The sequence below is a fragment of the Pseudarthrobacter sp. NPDC058329 genome, from assembly GCF_042879835.1.
Classification (GTDB): domain Bacteria; phylum Actinomycetota; class Actinomycetes; order Actinomycetales; family Micrococcaceae; genus Arthrobacter.
In genome coordinates, this window is record NZ_JBHVZR010000021.1 from 17,772 (window position 1) to 36,488 (window position 18,717).

At 67.7% G+C, this 18,717-nt stretch carries 15 protein-coding genes and 1 pseudogene; 9 read left to right on the forward strand and 7 right to left on the reverse strand.

Going from position 1 to position 18,717, the window contains the following annotated elements:
* Nucleotides 1-42: 42 nt before the first annotated feature.
* Together ACFVYC_RS20030 and ACFVYC_RS20035 are read right to left on the reverse strand one after the other, a co-directional pair.
* Nucleotides 43-549, reverse strand: a complete 507-nt coding sequence (locus ACFVYC_RS20030; RefSeq protein WP_387553561.1) for a MarR family winged helix-turn-helix transcriptional regulator — start codon at nucleotides 547-549, stop codon at nucleotides 43-45.
* 97 nt (nucleotides 550-646) lie between these two features.
* Nucleotides 647-2,827: an MMPL family transporter gene (locus tag ACFVYC_RS20035; protein WP_387553563.1), complete on the reverse strand. Its 2,181-nt coding sequence runs from the start codon at nucleotides 2,825-2,827 to the stop codon at nucleotides 647-649.
* A 507-nt stretch (nucleotides 2,828-3,334) separates the two neighbouring features.
* On the opposite strand from ACFVYC_RS20035, the pseudogene ACFVYC_RS20040 reads away from it, so the two are divergent.
* Nucleotides 3,335-3,457, forward strand: a pseudogene (locus ACFVYC_RS20040) (DUF808 family protein); the annotation flags it as partial.
* 65 nt (nucleotides 3,458-3,522) lie between these two features.
* Here the strand turns inward: ACFVYC_RS20040 and ACFVYC_RS20045 are convergent.
* Nucleotides 3,523-4,488, reverse strand: coding sequence for a lipid kinase (locus ACFVYC_RS20045; RefSeq protein WP_387553565.1), 966 nt, complete (start codon nucleotides 4,486-4,488; stop codon nucleotides 3,523-3,525).
* Nucleotides 4,489-4,594: 106 nt separating this feature from the next.
* Nucleotides 4,595-5,833, reverse strand: a complete 1,239-nt coding sequence (locus tag ACFVYC_RS20050; RefSeq protein ID WP_387553567.1) for an MFS transporter — start codon at nucleotides 5,831-5,833, stop codon at nucleotides 4,595-4,597.
* Nucleotides 5,834-6,025: 192 nt separating this feature from the next.
* On the opposite strand from ACFVYC_RS20050, the gene ACFVYC_RS20055 reads away from it, so the two are divergent.
* The gene (locus ACFVYC_RS20055; RefSeq protein WP_387553569.1) at nucleotides 6,026-6,289 is read left to right on the forward strand and encodes a hypothetical protein; all 264 of its coding nucleotides are present in this window, start codon (nucleotides 6,026-6,028) and stop codon (nucleotides 6,287-6,289) included.
* A 5-nt stretch (nucleotides 6,290-6,294) separates the two neighbouring features.
* Here ACFVYC_RS20055 and ACFVYC_RS20060 read toward each other — a convergent pair whose 3' ends face one another.
* A complete protein-coding gene (locus ACFVYC_RS20060) occupies nucleotides 6,295-8,997 on the reverse strand; it encodes a PEP/pyruvate-binding domain-containing protein (protein WP_387553571.1) in 2,703 nt (900 codons plus the stop codon).
* A 200-nt stretch (nucleotides 8,998-9,197) separates the two neighbouring features.
* On the opposite strand from ACFVYC_RS20060, the gene ACFVYC_RS20065 reads away from it, so the two are divergent.
* Nucleotides 9,198-10,097 (forward strand): diacylglycerol/lipid kinase family protein, encoded by a 900-nt coding sequence (locus ACFVYC_RS20065; RefSeq protein WP_387553573.1) that lies wholly within the window; start codon nucleotides 9,198-9,200, stop codon nucleotides 10,095-10,097.
* A 44-nt stretch (nucleotides 10,098-10,141) separates the two neighbouring features.
* On the opposite strand, the gene ACFVYC_RS20070 is transcribed toward ACFVYC_RS20065, so the two are convergent.
* Nucleotides 10,142-10,414 carry a hypothetical protein gene (locus ACFVYC_RS20070; RefSeq protein ID WP_387553575.1) on the reverse strand — a complete coding sequence of 91 codons (273 nt, stop codon included), beginning with the start codon at nucleotides 10,412-10,414 and terminating at the stop codon, nucleotides 10,142-10,144.
* A 490-nt stretch (nucleotides 10,415-10,904) separates the two neighbouring features.
* Here ACFVYC_RS20070 and ACFVYC_RS20075 point away from each other — a divergent pair, with 490 nt between their 5' ends.
* The gene (locus ACFVYC_RS20075; protein ID WP_387553577.1) at nucleotides 10,905-11,786 is read left to right on the forward strand and encodes a response regulator; all 882 of its coding nucleotides are present in this window, start codon (nucleotides 10,905-10,907) and stop codon (nucleotides 11,784-11,786) included.
* Here ACFVYC_RS20075 and ACFVYC_RS20080 read toward each other — a convergent pair.
* Complete coding sequence (locus tag ACFVYC_RS20080; RefSeq protein ID WP_387553579.1) at nucleotides 11,760-12,251, reverse strand: hypothetical protein; 492 nt, start codon at nucleotides 12,249-12,251, stop codon at nucleotides 11,760-11,762. The genes ACFVYC_RS20075 and ACFVYC_RS20080 overlap by 27 nt on opposite strands.
* 166 nt (nucleotides 12,252-12,417) lie before the next feature.
* Between ACFVYC_RS20080 and ACFVYC_RS20085 the strand changes: the two genes are divergently transcribed.
* The 5 genes from ACFVYC_RS20085 (at nucleotide 12,418) to ACFVYC_RS20105 (ending at nucleotide 18,669) form a co-directional block, all read left to right on the forward strand.
* Nucleotides 12,418-12,894: a hypothetical protein gene (locus tag ACFVYC_RS20085; protein ID WP_387553580.1), complete on the forward strand. Its 477-nt coding sequence runs from the start codon at nucleotides 12,418-12,420 to the stop codon at nucleotides 12,892-12,894.
* Between the two features lie 216 nt (nucleotides 12,895-13,110).
* Nucleotides 13,111-14,163 carry a 3-oxoacyl-ACP synthase III gene (locus ACFVYC_RS20090; RefSeq protein ID WP_387553582.1) on the forward strand — a complete coding sequence of 351 codons (1,053 nt, stop codon included), beginning with the start codon at nucleotides 13,111-13,113 and terminating at the stop codon, nucleotides 14,161-14,163.
* Nucleotides 14,157-16,856 (forward strand): alpha/beta fold hydrolase, encoded by a 2,700-nt coding sequence (locus ACFVYC_RS20095; protein ID WP_387553583.1) that lies wholly within the window; start codon nucleotides 14,157-14,159, stop codon nucleotides 16,854-16,856. Before ACFVYC_RS20090 ends, ACFVYC_RS20095 begins: the two co-directional genes overlap by 7 nt.
* A complete protein-coding gene (locus tag ACFVYC_RS20100) occupies nucleotides 16,853-17,848 on the forward strand; it encodes an NAD-dependent epimerase/dehydratase family protein (RefSeq protein ID WP_387553585.1) in 996 nt (331 codons plus the stop codon). The genes ACFVYC_RS20095 and ACFVYC_RS20100 overlap by 4 nt, the downstream gene beginning before the upstream one ends.
* Nucleotides 17,849-17,892: 44 nt before the next feature.
* The gene (locus ACFVYC_RS20105; RefSeq protein ID WP_387553587.1) at nucleotides 17,893-18,669 is read left to right on the forward strand and encodes a type 1 glutamine amidotransferase domain-containing protein; all 777 of its coding nucleotides are present in this window, start codon (nucleotides 17,893-17,895) and stop codon (nucleotides 18,667-18,669) included.
* Nucleotides 18,670-18,717: the final 48 nt, after the last annotated feature.

An 18,717-nucleotide genomic window follows, 5' to 3' on the forward strand; every position in this document is an offset into this window, starting at 1 on the left:
GAGGTCAGGTTGCGCGGTTGGGGCAGGAAGTTGGAGGGGAGGTTAACGGGGCTGGTCCGCGCCGAATCGGCGTTCGAACACCCCTTCACTGTCAGTGCCCTGGAGGTACTTGCGAAGGGCAGCGCCGACGAGGGCCTGTTCCTGGTCAGTGAGGACGGAAGCTGCATGGGCCTCGAGTCCCGCCTCGATGTCCTTCAGGCTGGGGATCAGGCTGGCGCCGGCCTCGGTCAGCTCCAGCTGGACCGCCCGCCGGTCCGCCGCCGAGGTGCGGCGGTGGACCAGCTGGCGGGTGACGAGCATGTCAACGATGCGGCTGGGGCTGCCGGCTTCGCACACAATCATCTCGCCCAGGCTCCTCAAACTAAGGGGTCCGAACGAGTGGAGCACCAGGAGGATCTCGGCCTGCGACGGAGTCAGCTCCAGCGGGGCGAGCAGTCTCATCAGGGCACGGTTCCCTTCGCGCTGGGCAGCAAGGACCAGGTATCGAAGCTCTGAAGGAGCAAGCATTCGGTCGCTGTCAGTGCTGTGCAGGGCTGCGGGGCTCGTCATTCGATGGTTCCTGGGGTTGAAGGTGGACGAAGGCGTCGATGGGGACGGAAGGCTTCCGAAAACGATAGCATGTCATCTTTTTCCGCCGGGGGCGAGGCTACACCGGAGCGGGGACCTTCTCCGGCACGGCGGCGTCCAGCTCAGTTTCCTGGCTCTTCCGGGGACCCAGGACGCGGGGCCCGAGGACCCGCAGGACGGCGGGCATGATGAACATCCTTACCACCAGCGCGTCCAGGATTACGGCGATGGCAAGTCCGATGCCGATCTCGCGCACGATGCTGATCTGTGCGGAGGAGAACGAAGCGAAGACGGCGACCATGATGATGGCCGCGCTGTTGATCATGGACCGTGTACCCCGCACGCCGGACGTCACAGCCTCCGTGAACGGCTTTCCGTGTCCGAAGGCTTCGACGATGCGGGCAATGATGATGACCATGTAGTCCATGGACAGCCCGAACATCACGGCGAACAGCAGGACCGGAGTCACCGAGTTCAGCGGTGCGTTGCTTGCCGCGCTGACGATGCCGGTCAACAGGCCCAGGCTCGCGAGTAGCACCAGCGTGTTGAAGAACAGCGCGAGCACCGGGAGGATGATCGATCGGAAGGCGAAGGCGAGCATCAGAAAGGTCAACACAAACACCACGCCGGCGATCAGGGGAATGGACTCGATAAGCGTGTTGTCGAAGTCCACGCCCTGGGCGGTGGCGCCAGTGACCCCTGTTGTGTACCCGGCTGCGGCTTCATCCACGTGGCTCCGCAGGTCGCTGACCAGCTGGTGGGCGCGGACAGAGTCCGGGCCCTCGGACGGGTCCACCAGGATGCGGGTGGTGTAGCGGCCGTCCTCGTGGGCCCAGAGACCCGCGGCGCCTTCAGCTCCCGCAGGGGTGGCCAGGGCGGCGGCGAGCTGCTCACCCGTGACCCCGCCACTGGTCAGCGAGGTCACCGCGGCGACTCCGGGCTGCGAACCGGCGTAGTCACTGACGCGCTCCACGGTAGCCAGAACGTCAGGAAGCGGCGTGGAGTCCTCAGTGCTCAGGACCACCTGGACCGGAAACAGGCCCTTGTGGCCAATGCGCTCTTCGATCGTTTCCAGTCCTGTGCGTGCAGGGTCTCCGGCGGGCAGGACGGTAGCGCTGGCCACCGGCGACTGGAGCGAAATCCCCAGCACCGGCAGGGCAACCAGGAGCATGGCGGCGATGCCTGCCGCAGCCAATACGCGCGGGCGCTTGCCGCCGGCCGGACCGGCACTGCGTGCCGGCCGGGACTGGAACCGGGTCGGCAGCCGGACGGTTCCCCAGTTGATCCGGTGCCCGAGGAGGCTCAGGGCGGCCGGGAGGACGGTGATGCTCAGTGCGATGGCGATCAGGGTGACCACCACACCGCCCAGGGCGATGCTGGTGAAGGCCATAACGTTGGGGATGAACAGCGCCACGAGGGCGACGGCGACGGCCACGCCACTGAAGATGACGCTGCGCCCGGCAGTGGCGGAGGCTACGGCCAGGGCGGCGCCGGTCTTGTTGCCGGCGTCGAGTTCCTCACGGTAGCGCTTGATGATGAAGAGCGAATAGTCGACGGCGACGGCCAGGCCGATCATGGACACGATGTTCGAGTACAGGATGGAGATCTCGGTGAAGCGCGTTACGGCAAAACCGATCGCGCTGGCGACGCCCAAGGCAGTGCCTGCCATGAGCAGGGGCACCAGGGTTGCGGCCACGGAGCGGAAGACCAGCAGGAGCACGATGATCAGGATCGGAAAGACGATCATTTCGGCCCGCGTCGCGTCCTCCTTGGAATGCACATTGAGCTGGTAATCCAAGGCCGGCTGGCCGGTTACGTAGACGGAAGCCCCCGGGATCTTGTTCTCCACAGCCTTTTGCAGGTCGGGGACCTTGTTCTGGATCGAGGTGTTGTCACCCGGGAAGCCCGCCATGATCAGCGCCGTGCGCCCGTCCGATGACAGGAAGTCCGGGTTGTCAGCGGGGGTTTGGATGGTGGTGGCACCGGCTTCCTTCAGCGGCTCCACCAGTTGCGGCAGGCTGGAGTCGCCCAAGGGGGCATCGGCATCGACGGCGATCAGCAGCTGGTTCGGCTCGTCGCCGAAGGCTTCCTCCACAGTTGTCTGTGTGACCAGGGCTTCTGCCCGCGGATTCGTAAACCCGCCGGCGGACAGGGATCCATCCAGCTGCAGGGCGAAAGGAACGGAGAGCGCCAAAATGAGCAACCATCCGGCGAGGACGGACCTTGGATGTTTCAGGGCGGCACGGGTTATGCGGAGCATGGGGTTTCCTTCACTTGGGCGGAAATGCATGACATGTCATTCATGATGTGACATGTATTTGTGCATGTCAACCAGGTCATGCCGATGCGTCGAGCCGGCGAAAGCGCCGCATCAGGGCGGCGTGCTCCTCGCTGCCCTCGATGATCAGGGCCAGGGCGGAGGCAATGAACGCCATTTGCGGTTCGGTGAGTGCCGCGCTCGCCCGCTCGTGAACGGTCCGAAGTCCTGCACTACTGCGAGGATCTCGGCCTGCGTCCGCGTCAGCCCGTGGTCGCGCATGAGGGCGGCGACTTGGCGGCTGCCCTCGTGCTGGACCGCGAGTACAGCAAGCCGGAGCTTTTCTCTTGCCCTGCCGTTACGAAACACCCTCCGCCGTCTGGTTCTTTACGCACAGGTAAACCCTGGTTGTTGCCGCGGAGTACCCGACGCCGGCAGTCATCAACTTCATGATCACCCACGGGCGGGGACTGGCCTGCCTGAGAATTACGCCCGGCTTCCAGCGCGTTTCTTCACGTCATCCTGCCGGCGCTGCTGCTCATCAGCACCTTCGCCCGCCCGTTCATCCTGAAGCTGGGCGGCACCTATCTCTGCTTCGAAGGCGCCGAGAAGGTCTGGCACAAGCTCCGCGGACAGGGTGACGTCCGCGCCACACTGGGCGGCCAACATGCCACCAAGCACGACGGCGATCCCGCGCCTTAGTCTGTAGGCGGCGGCCAGACTGTGGGGCCAGGCCCGTCGAACAGTGCACTGGTGCTGCTCTGGGGTACCACCACGTGAACGGCGTTGCGCTGGATGGTGAAGTCGGTGGGCGTGACCGCCGCGATCTCGCCGTCGAGGTTCACGGACAGCGGCGGCTCGGTGACCAGCCGGACACTCCGGCTGGTCAGGTGATACACGCGCTCGTGCTTGACGAAACTTCCGTCCTTGAGCAGCCGGGCGATACTCACATGGTCCCGGAGCCGCCCCGCCGGTATGGCGTAGATGTCCAGGAGGTGATCGTCAATCCCTGCCGTCGGGGAGACCATGTTGCCCCCGCCGTAGTGCCGGCCGTTGCCGACGGCCACCTGCAGCACGTCCTCGAGCTCCAGCGTCTCGTGGTCCCCCTCCGGGAACTCAAGGCGGGCCCGGAACGGCTTGTGCCGGGAGTAGGCGCGCAGGGTGGCAACGGCGTACGCCAATGGCCCGATGGTCCGCTTCAGGCCGGGGCTGAGCGCCTCGGTCACACCCACCGACAGGCCAACGGAAGCGACATTCAGGAATGGCTGCCCGCTGGCCCGGCCGAGGTCGATGTCCACCACTTTCCCGTCGGCGACGGCGGCGCACGCCTCGGCGAGATTGTTCGGGATCTCAAGCGTGCGGGCGAGGTCGTTGGCGGTTCCCAGCGGAAGGACGCCGAGCATAACGTCGGTGCCGGCAACGCGGCCGGCAGCGAAGCTCACTGTCCCGTCGCCGCCGCCGACAACCACCAGGTCGTGCCCGTCCGCAACCACCTGATCGAGGGTTTGGGCCAGCTCCGCCCCCGACAGCACGCGGTGCACGGAGGAGATGGGCACGCCCGCCTTTTGCAACGTGTCCAACACCAGTTCGTGTGCTGCTGCTCCGCGGCGTGATCCGGCGTTAATCACCACTGCAGCAGAGCGGGCCTCCCGGGCAACCTTCATGTGGGCCATGTTAGGTCGTCGACCTGTGAATTCCCGCAACCGTCGGGGCGCCGAGGCGCGCGGGCAGAAGGTGTCCTCGTTCCGGGGCAAGCCAACCGGTTGGAACCTAGTGCGTTTCCTCAAGTTCCTTGACGGGCCGCGGGCTCTTCCAGGTGGACTCGCGCGGGCCCGGCGGGTAGGCCGCCGTCTTTCCGGCCCAGGCGATGACCAGTGCAGCGATGACCGGAAGGGCAGCGGCGGCCGGCACGAGCAAAGGCCCGGCCACCACCAAGGCGGCGGAGCCGTAGAGCGCGCCGATGGTGATGCCCAGCTGGATGGTGAGGACCGTGAGACCGTTGGCGGCGTCCTTGTTCTCGCGGCCGGCGCGGAGGATGGCCGACTGGTTGTAGATGCCGATCGCGCCCAGCCCGGCGCCCCACACCGTCATCAAAGCGAGCGCGAAGACGAGGCTGCCGCCCACAAAAGGCAACGCCAGCATCGAGACGGCGATGGCCGCCGTCGTAATCAGAAGCGAACGGCGCGGGTGCGAATCAACGGTTGTCCCCGCGATCCAGATGCCGAGCAGGCCGGCGACGCCGAGGACGGTGAGGGAGAGGCTGATGGCGTAGTCGGGCAGGCCGGCTTCGCGGATGTACGGGGCGATGTAGGTGAAGAGCGCGAAGTGGGCCAGGACCAGCAGCGGCCAGGCGATGGCCACGGACTTCACGCCGGGCTGGGCGATGGCCGCGCGCATGGAGGGGCGGATCTCGCCGGCGCCGCGCCGGACCGAGGGGAGGAAGAAGAAGCCGAGGACGGCGAGGAGCACACCGAAGCCGGCGAGGGCCAGGAACGCCGAGCGCCAGCCGAGGATGGTGCCCAGCGCGGTGCCGATCGGCGCGCCGATGGCCAGGCCCAGGCTGTTGCCGCTGAAGACGATCGCGAGCGCCTTGCCCACCTTGTCCGCCGGGACCACGCGGGCCACGTACGGGGCCATGGTGGTCCAGAGCAGTCCGTGGGCCAGGCCACCCACCAGCCGCGCCACCATCGCGAACGTGAAGTCCGGGGCCAGGCCCACCAGGGCGTTGCTGAGCGCGAACGTCAGGACGAGTGCCACCAGCAACGGCCGCTTCGGGATGTTGGCGAGCAGCCGCGCGGCGGGCACCACGGTGATCACGATGACGGCGGCATAGGCCGCGGCGAGGTAGCCGGCCACCGGCTCCGACACATTCAGGCCAGCGCTGATCTGGGGGAGCAGGCCGGAGGGGAGCAGTTCGGTGGTGATGGCGGTGAAGGCGATGGTGGCCAGGACCATCATGGCGGCAAGCGGGAAACGCTTGGCCACCGGCGCGGAAATCGCGGAGGACATTAAGGGGGTTCCATTCAAGGAGGAGGGGGAGTGGAACCGGGCGCGGCTGGCCGAACAATTCCTCCACCAAGTTTACCCGGTGAACCAGGGGCTTGCGTGCAGGTCCGGCGTGGCGTGAGGGGCCCTGCTGGTACCTGTCACGCGCAATCTGCGCCAGACTTGGAGCCAGGCCCACAACGAAAGCAGATTCCCTTGATTACTCTCCAGCAGGACGCCGAAGGCTTCATCCGGATGAACCGGCACTACCCGGCCAGCGTCCGCATCAGAATCACTTTCACTGACGGCAGCACCGGCGAGTTCTCAGGGCTGACCCTCAACAACGCCTACGACGCAGCGCTCGCGGAGTTCCGCGCGAAGAACGGCCTCGACGCGCGGGGATTCTCCCGGACCTCTGCGGGCCGCACGAACTCCGGCAACAAACTTGATTTCGTTCCGGTGCATCCCGGGATGGAGTAGCCCCCTCAGCCCGCCGCGTCCACACCTGGCGGGGCACCCGCGGCCGGACGCTCCACAGTGACCGTTCCGGCGTCGCCGTCCACCAGGATCTGCTGGCCGGTGGCAATCCGCTGCGTGGCCACCCCGGTGCCGAGGACGGCGGGGATGCCATACTCGCGGGCCACGATGGAGCTGTGGCTCAGCGGGCCGCCCACATCGGTCACCACGGCGGAAGCCATCGCGAACAGCGACGTCCACGCGGGAGTGGTGATGCGGGCCACCAGGACGTCCCCGGGCTTCATCCTGCCGAAGTCCTGCGGACCGGCCAGGACGCGGGCGGGGGCGCTGACCCGGCCTGCGCTGGCTCCGACGCCTTTGATGACGTCGCCGGCCTGGTGCTGCGATCCCGCCGGCATCATGGACCCGAAAGCCCGCTCCATCCACCGGCTCTCCGGAAGCATCTGCGGGGCAGCCGCCTTCGCCTGGCCCCGCCACAGCATCCTGCGCTCCTCCACGGCGGCGGCGCGGACGGGCCGCTCCGCTCCGGCAATCACGACGCCGGCCCGCGCCCCGGGTGCCGCCTGTTCAGCAGGTGCGGTGAGGCCGAACTCGACGGCGCTCCGCAGCTCCGGGAACCGCAGCCAGAACACGTCGTGCGGCGCTGCAACCACACCCGAGGAAACCAGCCGCTGCCCGAGCTCCAGCAGCATCCGCCGGAGCAGCGGCCAGGCCAGGCCGACGTCGGCCAGCGCGTCCTCCCGCAGCGGGGCGAGGTCCTGCGCCCACCGGAGCAAACGGAAGAATACCGCCCGGCGCCGCGGCCCCAGCCGCCCGGCCATCTCCGAGGTCAGCGACTCCCGCCGCTCGGTCAGCAGCCGCTGCCGCTCATGCGGGTCCGTGCCCTGCCCGCGCAGGTAGAACTTCACCGTCTCCAGCAGGGCGGACGGGTCGTCGGCCGCCACCGGGCTGGCGAAATCCAGGTTGTAGACCGCGTGGCCGTACAGGGCCAGATGCTCCCTGAAGGTGAAACGCCATTCCTGCCACAGGACGTTGTCCACCCCTGCCGGCGGCGAACCGGTGCGCTGGCTCCCGGCGAGTTCCGCCGTCGGCCGTTCCAGCAGGGCAGCCGTCAGCCCGGGATCGCTGCGGGCCCAGCCGGCCAGATCGTACAGTGACTTCTCCGCGCGGATGGGTTCGCTGTCGTAGCCCAGGAGGAACGTCTGGGCCGGAGGGTCGCCCTCGCGCCGGACCAACTTGTTGTAGAACGCCCGGAAGGAGATTTCGCTGGTGGCGGCGAGCGGAATGATCGACTGCACCGCGGTGTAGTACACGGTGCCAGCGTCCAGCAGCGCCTGCACGCCCGCCAGCAGTTCCTCGCCGGAAAGCTCCGCCGGGGGCTTCGCCTGCCAGTCCTTGATCACGCGTTCGTACCGGGGGTGCGAATACTCGCTCCAGCCGGCCACGCCCATGTGCGCCCTGCCGCGGGCCAGCGAACGCATTGCCGTCAGCGACATGCCCATCATCCGCCACATCGCCGAGTTGCGGTAATAGTAGTAGGCGTAGCCGTTGATGGTGGGCAGTCCGATGTCGCCGTCGCGCATCACGTTTTTGCCCACCGCCGCGGTCATCAGGGTGGTCAGCGACCGCGCCACGGAACCGTCGATCATGTCGGCGAACAGCGGCGAGAGCGGGTCCGGCAGCTGTTCCACGATGCTCGCCCGGAAGTAGAGCCCCTTCGGGTAGGGCAGGGGCCAGGTTTCCGGGGTGTCGGCGGCAGGTTCGGGCAGCGCCGTGATGGGCCGGGACTGCAGCAGGAAGAACTGGCCGCCGGCCCGCGCCCACTCGATGTCCTGCGGCGCGCCAAAATGCTCCGCGATCCGCTGGCCGTACCCGGCAAGCTCGGCCGCCGCCCGGTCATCAAGCACAGGCGTACGACGGCGGGCTGCCGCCACCGGCTGCTCCCGCGTTCCGTTCTCCGCGTACACGGTCATAACGTCCTTGTCGGCCGTCTGCCGCGACACCACGGAACCGCTCCCGGCGTCGAGCACCAGGTCATCGGTGGTGACCGTCCCGCTGACCACCGATTCGCCCAGGCCCCACGCGGCGCTGATCACCGTCTGGTCCCGCCGCCCGTTGGTGGGGTTGGCGGTGAACATGACGCCGGCGGCGTCGGCCTCCACCATCTGCTGGATGACGACGGCGAGGCGCACCTCCTCCGGTCCCACGCCTTCGCGGACGCGGTAGTTCATGGCGCGCGCCGTCCAGAGCGAGGCCCAGCAGTCGATCACGGCTGTGGCCAGGGCGTTCGCCCCGCGGATGTTCAGGTAGGTTTCCTGCTGCCCGGCGAAGCTGGCCGAAGCGAGGTCCTCGGCCGTGGCGGAGGAACGGACGGCCACTGCGGTGTCCCCGCCGCCGAGGCGGCCATAGGCATCTGCGAGTTCGGCGGCGATCCCGGCCGGCATGCTGGCGCTCCGGAACAGGCCGCTGATTCGCTCCGACGCGTCGGCGTAGTCCTGCGGCGAGGCCTGCAGTGACAGCCTGGCAAGTTCCTGGATGGCCGATTCAAGGTTGTTTTCAGTGACGAACTTCGAGTAGGCCGTGGTGGTCAGGACGAATCCCGGCGGGACCGGCAGCCCGGCCTGGATCAGCCCGCCCAGGCCGACGGCCTTGCCGCCGGCCAGGGCGACATCGTCCCGTCCCACATCGGCTAAACCGTTGACATAGGTCATGACCGCGCGTCCTTGCTGTCCTGTGGTGTGGGCCTGCACTGAGACTGGTGCCCAATATTCTGGCACTGCCGGGGGTGCTAGGCCATAGGTTCAGGACGCCGTGACCAGGTCCGTAGGGCTTTTAACAGCGGTACCTCCGGGACGAACGTGGCCAGGGCTGCGCTGGACTTAACTGCATCACCGCCTGAAGGATGGGCACCATGGCTGATGACCGGGCACCTGCTGCCTCCTCCTTTGACCGGGTAGTCCTGATCTTCAATCCTGGTAGAGCCGGAATGACAGAACGGATCGACGGCCTGCAGCGGGATCTGGGCCTTGACCTGCAGGGTCTGCCTGTTGAACTGCTCCCGACTGAATCCGCGGGGCATGCCCGGGAACTGGCACGGTCCGAGGCCGCGCAAGGGGTTCCGCTCATTGTTTCGGTCAGCGGTGACGGCGGCTACAACGAGGTGGTCAACGGGGTGATGGACGTGCTCGACAGCAGGGCGGTGTGCACGGTGCTCCCTGCCGGTAACGCCAACGATCACCATCGGAGCATGCCGGCCAGGTCGCTCACGGACGCCATCCGCGAGAGCCGCGTCCGCCGCATCGACCTGCTGAAAATTACGTTCCGCGGTGCACGCGGCGAGCAGGTCCAGTACGCCCACTCCTACGTGGGGTTTGGGCTCACTCCGTTGATGGCGATCGGCATCGAAAAGGGCGGAAAGGGGAAAGTCCTCGAGCTCGTTTCCGTTGCCCGGACACTCTCCGGCCTGAGGCCGTTCGAACTCGTGCGGGACGACGGGGCCACGGCGCAGTTCGACAGCCTGATCCTGGCCAACATCTCCCGCATGGCGAAGTACGGAACGGTGAGCGAGTCGCACCACCCGAATGATGGCCGATTCGAGGTGGTGACGCTGCCCCATGCCGGGCGCTGGAAAATGGCGCTGATGACCCTTCGGGCCGTCACGCTGGGACTGGGGCATCAACCAAGCGTCAGCAGTTATGCCTTCACCACGCGCAATGCTGTTCCTTGCCAGATTGACGGCGAAGTGGTCCATGTCCAGGCGGGCACCCATGTGCTGGTGGAAAGCGCCACGGGTGCCCTCGCCACGATCTGACGGATTTTCCAGGCTGCGTTCGTGGTGCTCGGGCCGGGGTGAACTTACGGTTGCACGGAGTCGAAGAACTTGGGGCCGGGGTCCGATTGCCCGGCCTCGGTCTCGGCCTCGCGGGATTTCATCCGGATGAAATCCACGTCCTGCTGGGAGAGCGTAGTTTCGCCGTGGGGGTCCTCGTTGAGGGGCTCACCCGTTGCTGCACTGATTTCTGCAGACAAGGTTCGCGGGAGGATCATGCAGCCGGGGTTATCAATCAGCCACTGTGTAACTGTGGAGGGAAGCCGGTGCCATTGGTCTTGGATAAGCGTGTCGGTCATGGTGTGCCTTTCGGGGCTTTGGTTCACGGCGTGTGTTCGAAGACGGGACCCGCGGGAACGTGGAACGGTTGTGACTGGAGGTTCAGGGGAAACTCGGTGCCGCCTGCAAGCCGCAGCCTTGGGGCTGCAGGAGATTGGACTCATTTTTCGGAAAACCGGATGTCCAGTCACGACGTCCCGAGATGCTGTGAGTCTACGCCCCATGGCGCCCTTCATGGCGTTCAGGACTGCGGCAAATATCTGGCGGGCAAAACCTGCCTTGCTCACAGCCAGGACAGGTCATGAATAACTGCGGGTTTGCCGCTGTGCCTATGATCCCAGGGCCGTTAGGTCTAGGGTCGGGAGTCCAGGCCTGCAAGCATAAATGCGCACAGGCTGCTGTCAAACACCGGATGGGGATCCGGTGTGGTTCGTCTTCGCAACGGTGAGGTCGGCGTCAGGGATCCGCAAACAGTGCCTACCGGTCAGAGGGCAAAGAATTGGATCGGCAATGACGGCTGACCGGGAAATTCCCCTGCACCACTCTTCCAACGGACAAAGCGTGTATCTGTTGGACAATCACGAGCTCGAACGGCGGGGACTGCGCCAGCTGCTGGAGTCGAACGGAATCCGCGTTTCCGGGGAATCAGGGTCTGCGCGTGAAGCCGTCCGGCAGATTCCTGCCCTTCGCCCGGATCTGGTCATCCTTGACGATGATCTTCCCGACGGTTCCGGTGCGGGCGTGTCGTCGGCCATCGCCGCGGCCGTACCAGCAATCCGGTGCCTGCTGATAACCAGCGACGCGGACGAAACTGTGCTGATCGACGCCATCCTGGCGGGCGCGTGGGGGTGCCTGTCCAAGCAGGATGGCAGCACGGAGCAGCTCAGGCTTATCCGCCGTGCGCTGGGCGGGAACACAGCATTCAGCCGCCTGTTCCAGCCGGCTCTCCTGAACCGCGCCCCGGGGCCGGGCCTTGCGGACGAGAGATCCTGCACCCTGACCAAACCAGAAATGAATGCCGCGATCGGAATGGGGAAGGGCCTGAGTAACAGCCAGATCAGCCACGACATGTCATTAGCGGAACACACCGTGAAGGACCTCGTAACGTCCTTGCTGACGAAGCTCAGCATGGCGGGTGCCGCAGCGTCTGCCATGCCTGCAACCGAACAAAATCGCTCCGGACACCCAGCCGGCGGGGTATCCCGGTTCGGCCGGTTCAGGGGCGGGGTCGCCGACGTAGCGGCCGCGCTGCTGATCTGCACCAGCGAGGCCAACACGCTTCCGATTAGCGACGCCATGCGGGCAGGGGATGCAGCCCGGCTGGCCGACGCGCTGACCGTAACCCGGGCCGGGTGGTCTGGCCCTTCAGATGGTGGCCGACAAGCCTGGTAGAGACGGCGCCGAAGCGCCGAATAAGGGATGCCGGCCGGACCGGTAAGCAGAGTCGATGACGGGTTCGAGTTCCTCAAGCACGGTCCGGCTCCCCGGGAGAACCACATGGGCCAGGAATTCCGATTCGAGAGTGGCGACGCCTGCCGTGGCCGCGCCGAGCTTGGCATCTATCGACACGGCCAAAGCGTGCCAAAACCTGCGGATGGCGCGATCCAGGACTTTTGCCTTCGCGTCCCGGAGAGGGCCCTGCGCTATGTCCCCTGCGAGTAACAAGGTCCCGTCAGAATGCGGCATTGAAACGACGATGCGGAATTGCCTTCCGCCGCCCCTGAAAGCAATCGCGCTCCGGTTCCCACGCTGGCTGACAAGAACGTCCGTTGCCCCGTAGTCCAACAGCGCCTGTTTTATGTGGTCCCGGGACGCCCCGCTGCTGATGGAGTCGCCACGGGTGTAAGGACTTGTCATCGTCCAACTATGCGCCTTAAGGCCGCTCCTTCCTATGCCCCAGCCGCTGGGCCGCTGTACAGGTGGCGGTTGGTACTGGTAGGAGGTCTCATGGGTGCGGCCAAAGGGTGTTTCCGTGACGCTGCCCACCGTAGGCTATGGGCATCCATCACACCCAGGAGGCAGCATGCGCAACAAAGCTAATCGAGTGACCGAGCCCGAGCACGTCCTTCCCCTAGCTGAAAACCTGATGGTCCACCTGGCCAAGAACAGGGAATGGGCCACACCCGGGGTGCAGGCTGCGCTGCAAAGGGCGGTGGCCGGCCTGGATACCGGCATTGAAACTGCATCTCCGCGCCTCCAGGCGGTCGTGCGCCGGCTCGCTGAAGAACTGGCAGGCGGGGTGGAGACAATGACACCGCGGGTCCAGGAACGTCTGAAGCGGGTTGGGCCCGAAGCCACCGTGGCCCCCGCCCCGGTCAAGAGTGCATGGCCGGCGCCGCGGATCGCGGCGTTGATCGCAGCCGTCCTGGCCATCGGCGGGTTCGCTGTGTGGCGGTCTTTGCGGACGGCACATGAGGAGCCAGTGTCCTCTGCGCTTGAGCAGGAGCGGCGCGGCGAGGACCTCAATGCTGATCCGGACCTGAACGCGGGCCTGATCTAAGGGGATCCGCATCTAAGGGGGACCCCGCGAGGGCCCCCTCTCTGCTTTCTTGGCCCCGCTTGGCGGCCCGCCCATGCCCCTGTAAAGTATCCTAAGCATGCTTACCATACGCGTTCCCGGTCCACCGGCACTGTCAGAAACTGACGCAGAGTGCGGACCGGGAACGCGTACAAGTTAAGCTTTGTGTTTGCGCTAATGGGTACAGGTACCGCATGGATGCGTGACGGAAACGAACAGGGGCTTGATTTGGCAGGGAATGCAACCTTCCGGCACAGCAACACCGCGCTGCTCTCGGTGAGCAGTGTCGAGGCTCCGAGGATCGTGAGTTCCACGGATTTCGACCGCCGGTTGGCTCCGACCCTGCGGCGGCTGAAGTTCCCCACCCGGCTGCTGGAGCGCGTTGCCGGCGTCACGCACCGCCGCTGGTGGGCGGCCGGGACGTCGTTTGACGATGCCGCGGCCGAAGCGGGCGCGAAGGCCCTGGCCGAGGCCGGCGTCGAAGCGTCCGACGTGGGCCTGCTGATCAACACCTCGGTGACCCGGCGGAATCTGGAACCGTCGGTTGCGGTGAAGATCCACCACGGGCTCGGCCTGCCGTCGTCGGCCATGAACTTCGACCTGGCCAACGCCTGCCTGGGCTTCGTGAACGGCCTCACCCTGGCGGCCAGCATGATCGACTCCGGCCAGATCAAGTACGCGGTGATCGTCAACGCCGAGGACGCCGAAGCCACGCAGGAAGCCACGCTGGCCCGCCTCGAGCGGCCGGAAACCACACGCGAGGACTTCAACCGCGAGTTCGCCACCCTCACCCTGGGCTCCGGAGCCGCTGCCGCCGTCCTGGGCCCGGCCGACGAGCACCCCGGTGCGCACCGGATCGTCGGCGGGGTGATGCGTGCCGGCAGCGAACACCACGAGCTGTGCGTGGGCGGCATTGACGGCATGAACACCGACACCAAAGGCCTGCTCGACGGCGGCCTGCAGCTCGTCGTCGACGCCTGGCACGAAGCCCGGCCGGAGTGGGACTGGGCCGCCATGGACCGGTACGTCACGCACCAGGTCAGCAATGCGTACACGCAGGCCATCATCGACGCCATCGACCTGGACCCCGCCAAAGTGCCCATCACGTTCCCGCACTGGGGCAACGTTGGCCCGGCCTCCCTCCCCATGACCCTCGCCGCCGAAGCGCAATCCCTGGAAACGGGGGACCGGGTCCTCTGCATGGGCGTCGGGTCCGGGCTGAACACCGCGATGCTGGAAATCGTTTGGTAACCGCGGGCTGGCCCGGCGTCCGCCCGGAATGGTCGCGTGAGATTAATGTTCCATCCACGTCCGACGCCGATGCGCCGGGCACCGTGCGCCGCTGGCACCTGCTCGACAACGGCGCCGAGCTCGCCCGCCTAGGGCTGACTCCGGCCGGCACCCTGCTGTGTGTGCACGGCAACCCCACCTGGTCCTATCTGTGGCGGACGCTGCTGGCAGCGGGATCGGATCCGGCTCACCCGTGGCGGGTTGTAGCGGTGGACCAGCTGGACATGGGCTACTCGGAGCGCACCGGCACCTTCCGGCGGCTGGCGGACCGGATCAACGACCTCGGCGACCTGACGGACGCACTCAGCCTGGACGGGCCCGTGGTGACGGTGGGCCACGACTGGGGCGGCGCGATCAGCCTGGGCTGGGCCCTGGCGCACCCGCAGCAGCTCACCGGGGTGGTGCTCACCAACACCGCCGTGCACCAGCCCTCGGGTTCGGAAATCCCGCCTGCCCTGCGGTTGGCCCTGCACCCCGCTGTGCATAAGTGGGGGACCACCACGTCGGACACCTTCCTGCGGGTGACGCACTCGCTGGCGCACCCGACGCTGCCCGCAGACGTTCGCGGCGCGTACATGGCCCCGTACCGCGGAGCCGACCGCCGGGCCGGGGTGGGGAACTTTGTGGCCGACATTCCCGTGGACGCCTCCCACCCCAGCTTTCCGGCGCTCACCGGCGTGGCGGAAGGGCTGCGCGGGGTGACGGTCCCGGCGCTGATGCTCTGGGGTCCCCGCGATCCCATCTTCTCGGACCGGTACCTCAAGGACCTCACCGGCCGCCTTCCGCACGCCGAGGTGCACCGTTTCGAAGGCGCCGGCCACCTCGTGGCGGAGGACCGGGACATTGCTTCGCCGGTCTTCCAGTGGCTCGTCTCGCAGCCTGATGTCAGCAAAATCGGATGCCCGGAAGAGGAAGCCACAACAACGACCGGCGGCCGTGGCCAGCAGAATGCGGCCGCGCCGGCGCCCCCGGCCTTCCGGCCCCTGTGGGACCTGCTCGGCGGGCAGGCGGCAGGGCCGGCGGGAGCAGATACCGCCGTAGCGGAAATGGCGCCGGACGGCACGGTGGCCCGCTCGCTGAACTGGCAGCAGCTGGACCGGAACATCCTGGACCTGGCCGCTGGGCTGCGGGCCGCCGGAGTGGGACGCGGCAGCCGGGTGAGCCTGATGGTGCCGCCCGGGGTGGACCTGACAGTTGCCCTCTACGCGTGCGTGCGGCTGGGCGCCGTGGTGGTGGTGGCCGACGCCGGACTGGGAACCAAAGGCCTGAGCCGCGCCGTCAAAGGGGCTACTCCGGATTTCCTGATCGGCATCGACAAGGCGCTGGCGGCGGCCTCGGTGCTCGGCTGGCCGGGACGGCGGATCAGTGTGCGCGCCTTGCCGGCCGTCCGCCGTCGGATGCTGGGCGTCGAGACCTCCCTCAACGCCCTGGCGCGTTCCGGCGCCGGCCGCAGCCAAGGACAGTTGACGGACAGCGTGGATCCTGACGCCCCGGCCGCCGTCCTGTTCACGTCCGGCTCCACCGGCCCCGCCAAGGGCGTGCTCTACACGCACCGGCAGCTGGCGGCGATGCGGGACACGGTGGCAGAAACGTTCGGGATCCGTGCCGGCGCCCGGCTGGTGGCGGGCTTCGCCCCGTTCGCGCTGCTGGGGCCGGCGCTCGGGGCGGTGTCGGTGACGCCGGCCATGGACGTCACCGCGCCCCGCACCCTGACGGCCAGTGCGCTGGCCGATGCCGCCGCGGCCATCAACGCCACGGTGGTCTTCGCCTCGCCGGCGGCCTTGCGCAATGTCCTTGCCACCCGGGAAGGCCTGAGCGCGGCCGGGCAGAGGGCCTTGGACGGCATCGAACTGCTCCTGTCTGCCGGCGCGCCCGTCCCGGAACCGCTGCTGGCAGAGGTGCAGCGGCTGTTGCCCCGGGCCGCGCTGCACACCCCGTACGGGATGACGGAGGCGCTGCCGGTCACCGACATCAGCCTCGAACAGATCCAGGCGGCCGACGTCGAGGCTGCCGCCGGCACCGTACCGGGAGCCGGCAACGGCGTGTGCGTGGGGTGGCCGGTGCACGGCGCCCGCGTGGCAGTCATCCCGTTGGCGGCGGACGGCACCGCCCCCGGCTGCCACCCCGTGATTGAGGCCGGCGTGACCGGCGAGATCCTGGTCAGCGCCCCGCACGTCAAGGAAGCGTACGACAGGCTCTGGCTGATCCAGCGGGAGAGCAGCAGCCTGCCCGGATGGCACCGCACCGGCGATGTGGGGCACTTCGACGCCGCCGGCCGGCTCTGGGTGGAGGGCCGGCTCGCCCACGTGGTGACGGCGCCCGGTGCTGTGGTGACGCCCGTGGGCGCCGAGCAGGCCATCGAACGCCTGGACGGCGTCCGGCTGGCGGCGCTCGCCGGGGTGGGACCGGCCGGCACCCAGGCCGTTGTCGCCGTCGTCGAGACCGTACCTCCTGCGCGAAGGGCCGGCCCTGCTGAGCCGCAGCTCGCCGGGCCCGTCCGCAGCACTGCCCGGAAGGCCGGCGTGGATGTCTCCGCCGTGCTGGTGGTCCCCGCGCAGCCCACCGACATCCGGCACAACGCGAAGATCGACAGGACCCGCCTGTCCCGCTGGGCGTCGCGGGTGCTGGCGGGCGGCCGGCCGGGGAAGCCGTGAGGGTCCTCGTCACCGGCGCCAGCGGGCTGCTCGGGGGAGAGGTGGCCCGGCTGCTGGTGCGGCAGGGCCATGAGGTGGCGACGTTCCAGCGCCGCCCGTCAGGGGTCGACGGCGCCACGGACTTCCGCGGGTCACTCGCCGACGAAGCGATTCTGCGGGAGGCTGTTCGGGGCGCGGAAGGAATCATTCACCTCGCCGCCAAGGTTTCGTTCACCGGCCAGGCTGCGGAGTTCGATGAGGTGAACGTCGAAGGGACGCGCCGCCTGCTTCGGTGCGCCCGCGAGGCCGGGGTACGGGACGTGGTGTTCGTTTCGTCCCCATCCGTGGCCAACTCCGGCGCCGCCATCGCCGGGCTCGGCGCGGAGCCGGCGGACCCGAAGCGAGCGCACGGTGACTACTCCCGCACCAAGGCCGAAGCGGAGCTGCTGGCGCTCGCGGCAGACGCCGCCGACTTCCGGGTCGCGGCGGTGCGCCCGCACATCGTCTGGGGACCCGGGGACACCCAACTGGTGGAACGGGTCCTGGCACGCGCCGGCCGGCGCCGCCTGCCGTTGCTCGACTCCGGCGCCGCCCTGATCGACACCACGTACGTGGACAACGCCGCCGCTGCCATCGTCGCCGCGCTGCACCGGATGGACCACGTTCACGGCAGGGCCCTGGTGGTGAGCAACGGCGAGCCGCGTCCCGTCGGCGAGCTGCTGGCGGGCATCTGCGCTGCGGGCGGCGTCCCCGCGCCGTCGTGGACTGTGCCGGGCGCGGTGGCGCGAGCAGCTGGGGCGGTGGTGGAGAAGCTGTGGACCTGGGCCCGGCGGGAAGAGGAGCCGCCCATGACCAGGTTCCTCGCCGAGCAGCTCTCCACCGCGCACTGGTTCGACCAGCGCGAGACGCGGGAACTCCTCCACTGGACACCCGCCGTCTCACTCGATGAGGGGCTCGCAAGGCTGGCCGAGCACTACAGGGGCCGGCCGGCGTCGGGGGTTCACGGATCCTGAAGTGGGCCGGGCGTAGGGTGGGACGTGGACGAAAGGAGCACTTCATGAAGAAAATCCTCATGGTACTGACCAGCGTTTCCGAGATCGGCGATACCGGCGAGAAGACCGGCTACAACGTGGCCGAGGCTGCCCATCCGTGGAAGGTATTCAAGGATTCCGGGCATTTCGTCGACTTCGCCTCCATCCAGGGCGGCCAGCCCCCGCGCGATGAGGTGGACTCCACGGATCCCATCCAGGTGGCCTTCACAGAGGATGAGACCACCCGCGCCGGCCTCTACAACACGGCGCGCGTCGACGTCGTTGATCCCGACCAGTACGACGCCGTCTACCTCGTGGGCGGCCACGGCACCATGTGGGACTTCCCGGACAGCGAAGGCCTGCAGAACCTGGTGGCCAGCGTCTACAACGCCGGCGGCCTGGTGGGCGCGGTCTGCCACGGACCGGCCGGCCTGCTGAACGTGGAACTGGAGAACGGGCTCCGCCTGGTGGAGGGCCGGAAGGTGGCCGCCTTCACCAACGACGAGGAGGTTGCCGTAAAGAAGGACAAGGTCACCCCGTTCTTCCTGGCAGACCGGCTTGAAGAGCAGGGCGCCACCCACGTTTCCGCTGACGTCTGGGAGGAGAAAGTGGTGGTTGACGACCGGCTGGTGACCGGCCAGAACCCGGCGTCAGCCGCAGGCGTGGCCAAGGAGATGGAGAAGCTCTTCGCAAAGGTCATCCGCAAGGAAAAAGCCGAGGAGCAACACGAAGCGGAGGCTCTGCGCGCCGAGAAGGACGCCGAGAAGGAAGCCAAGAAGGCTGCCGCAGAAGCGGAGCACTAACTCCGCAGCGCACTAAAACGGACGGCCACCCCGGCAACGGGATGGCCG

Coding starts and splice junctions, on each gene's coding strand:
- ACFVYC_RS20030 (WP_387553561.1), bottom strand. CDS start 549: ATGACGAGCCCCGCAGCCCTGCACAGCACTGACAGCGACCGAATGCTT.
- ACFVYC_RS20035 (WP_387553563.1), bottom strand. CDS start 2,827: ATGCTCCGCATAACCCGTGCCGCCCTGAAACATCCAAGGTCCGTCCTC.
- ACFVYC_RS20045 (WP_387553565.1), bottom strand. CDS start 4,488: ATGAAGGTTGCCCGGGAGGCCCGCTCTGCTGCAGTGGTGATTAACGCC.
- ACFVYC_RS20050 (WP_387553567.1), bottom strand. CDS start 5,833: ATGTCCTCCGCGATTTCCGCGCCGGTGGCCAAGCGTTTCCCGCTTGCC.
- ACFVYC_RS20060 (WP_387553571.1), bottom strand. CDS start 8,997: ATGACCTATGTCAACGGTTTAGCCGATGTGGGACGGGACGATGTCGCC.
- ACFVYC_RS20065 (WP_387553573.1), top strand. CDS start 9,198: ATGGCTGATGACCGGGCACCTGCTGCCTCCTCCTTTGACCGGGTAGTC.
- ACFVYC_RS20070 (WP_387553575.1), bottom strand. CDS start 10,414: ATGACCGACACGCTTATCCAAGACCAATGGCACCGGCTTCCCTCCACA.
- ACFVYC_RS20075 (WP_387553577.1), top strand. CDS start 10,905: ATGACGGCTGACCGGGAAATTCCCCTGCACCACTCTTCCAACGGACAA.
- ACFVYC_RS20080 (WP_387553579.1), bottom strand. CDS start 12,251: ATGACAAGTCCTTACACCCGTGGCGACTCCATCAGCAGCGGGGCGTCC.
- ACFVYC_RS20085 (WP_387553580.1), top strand. CDS start 12,418: ATGCGCAACAAAGCTAATCGAGTGACCGAGCCCGAGCACGTCCTTCCC.
- ACFVYC_RS20090 (WP_387553582.1), top strand. CDS start 13,111: ATGCGTGACGGAAACGAACAGGGGCTTGATTTGGCAGGGAATGCAACC.
- ACFVYC_RS20105 (WP_387553587.1), top strand. CDS start 17,893: ATGAAGAAAATCCTCATGGTACTGACCAGCGTTTCCGAGATCGGCGAT.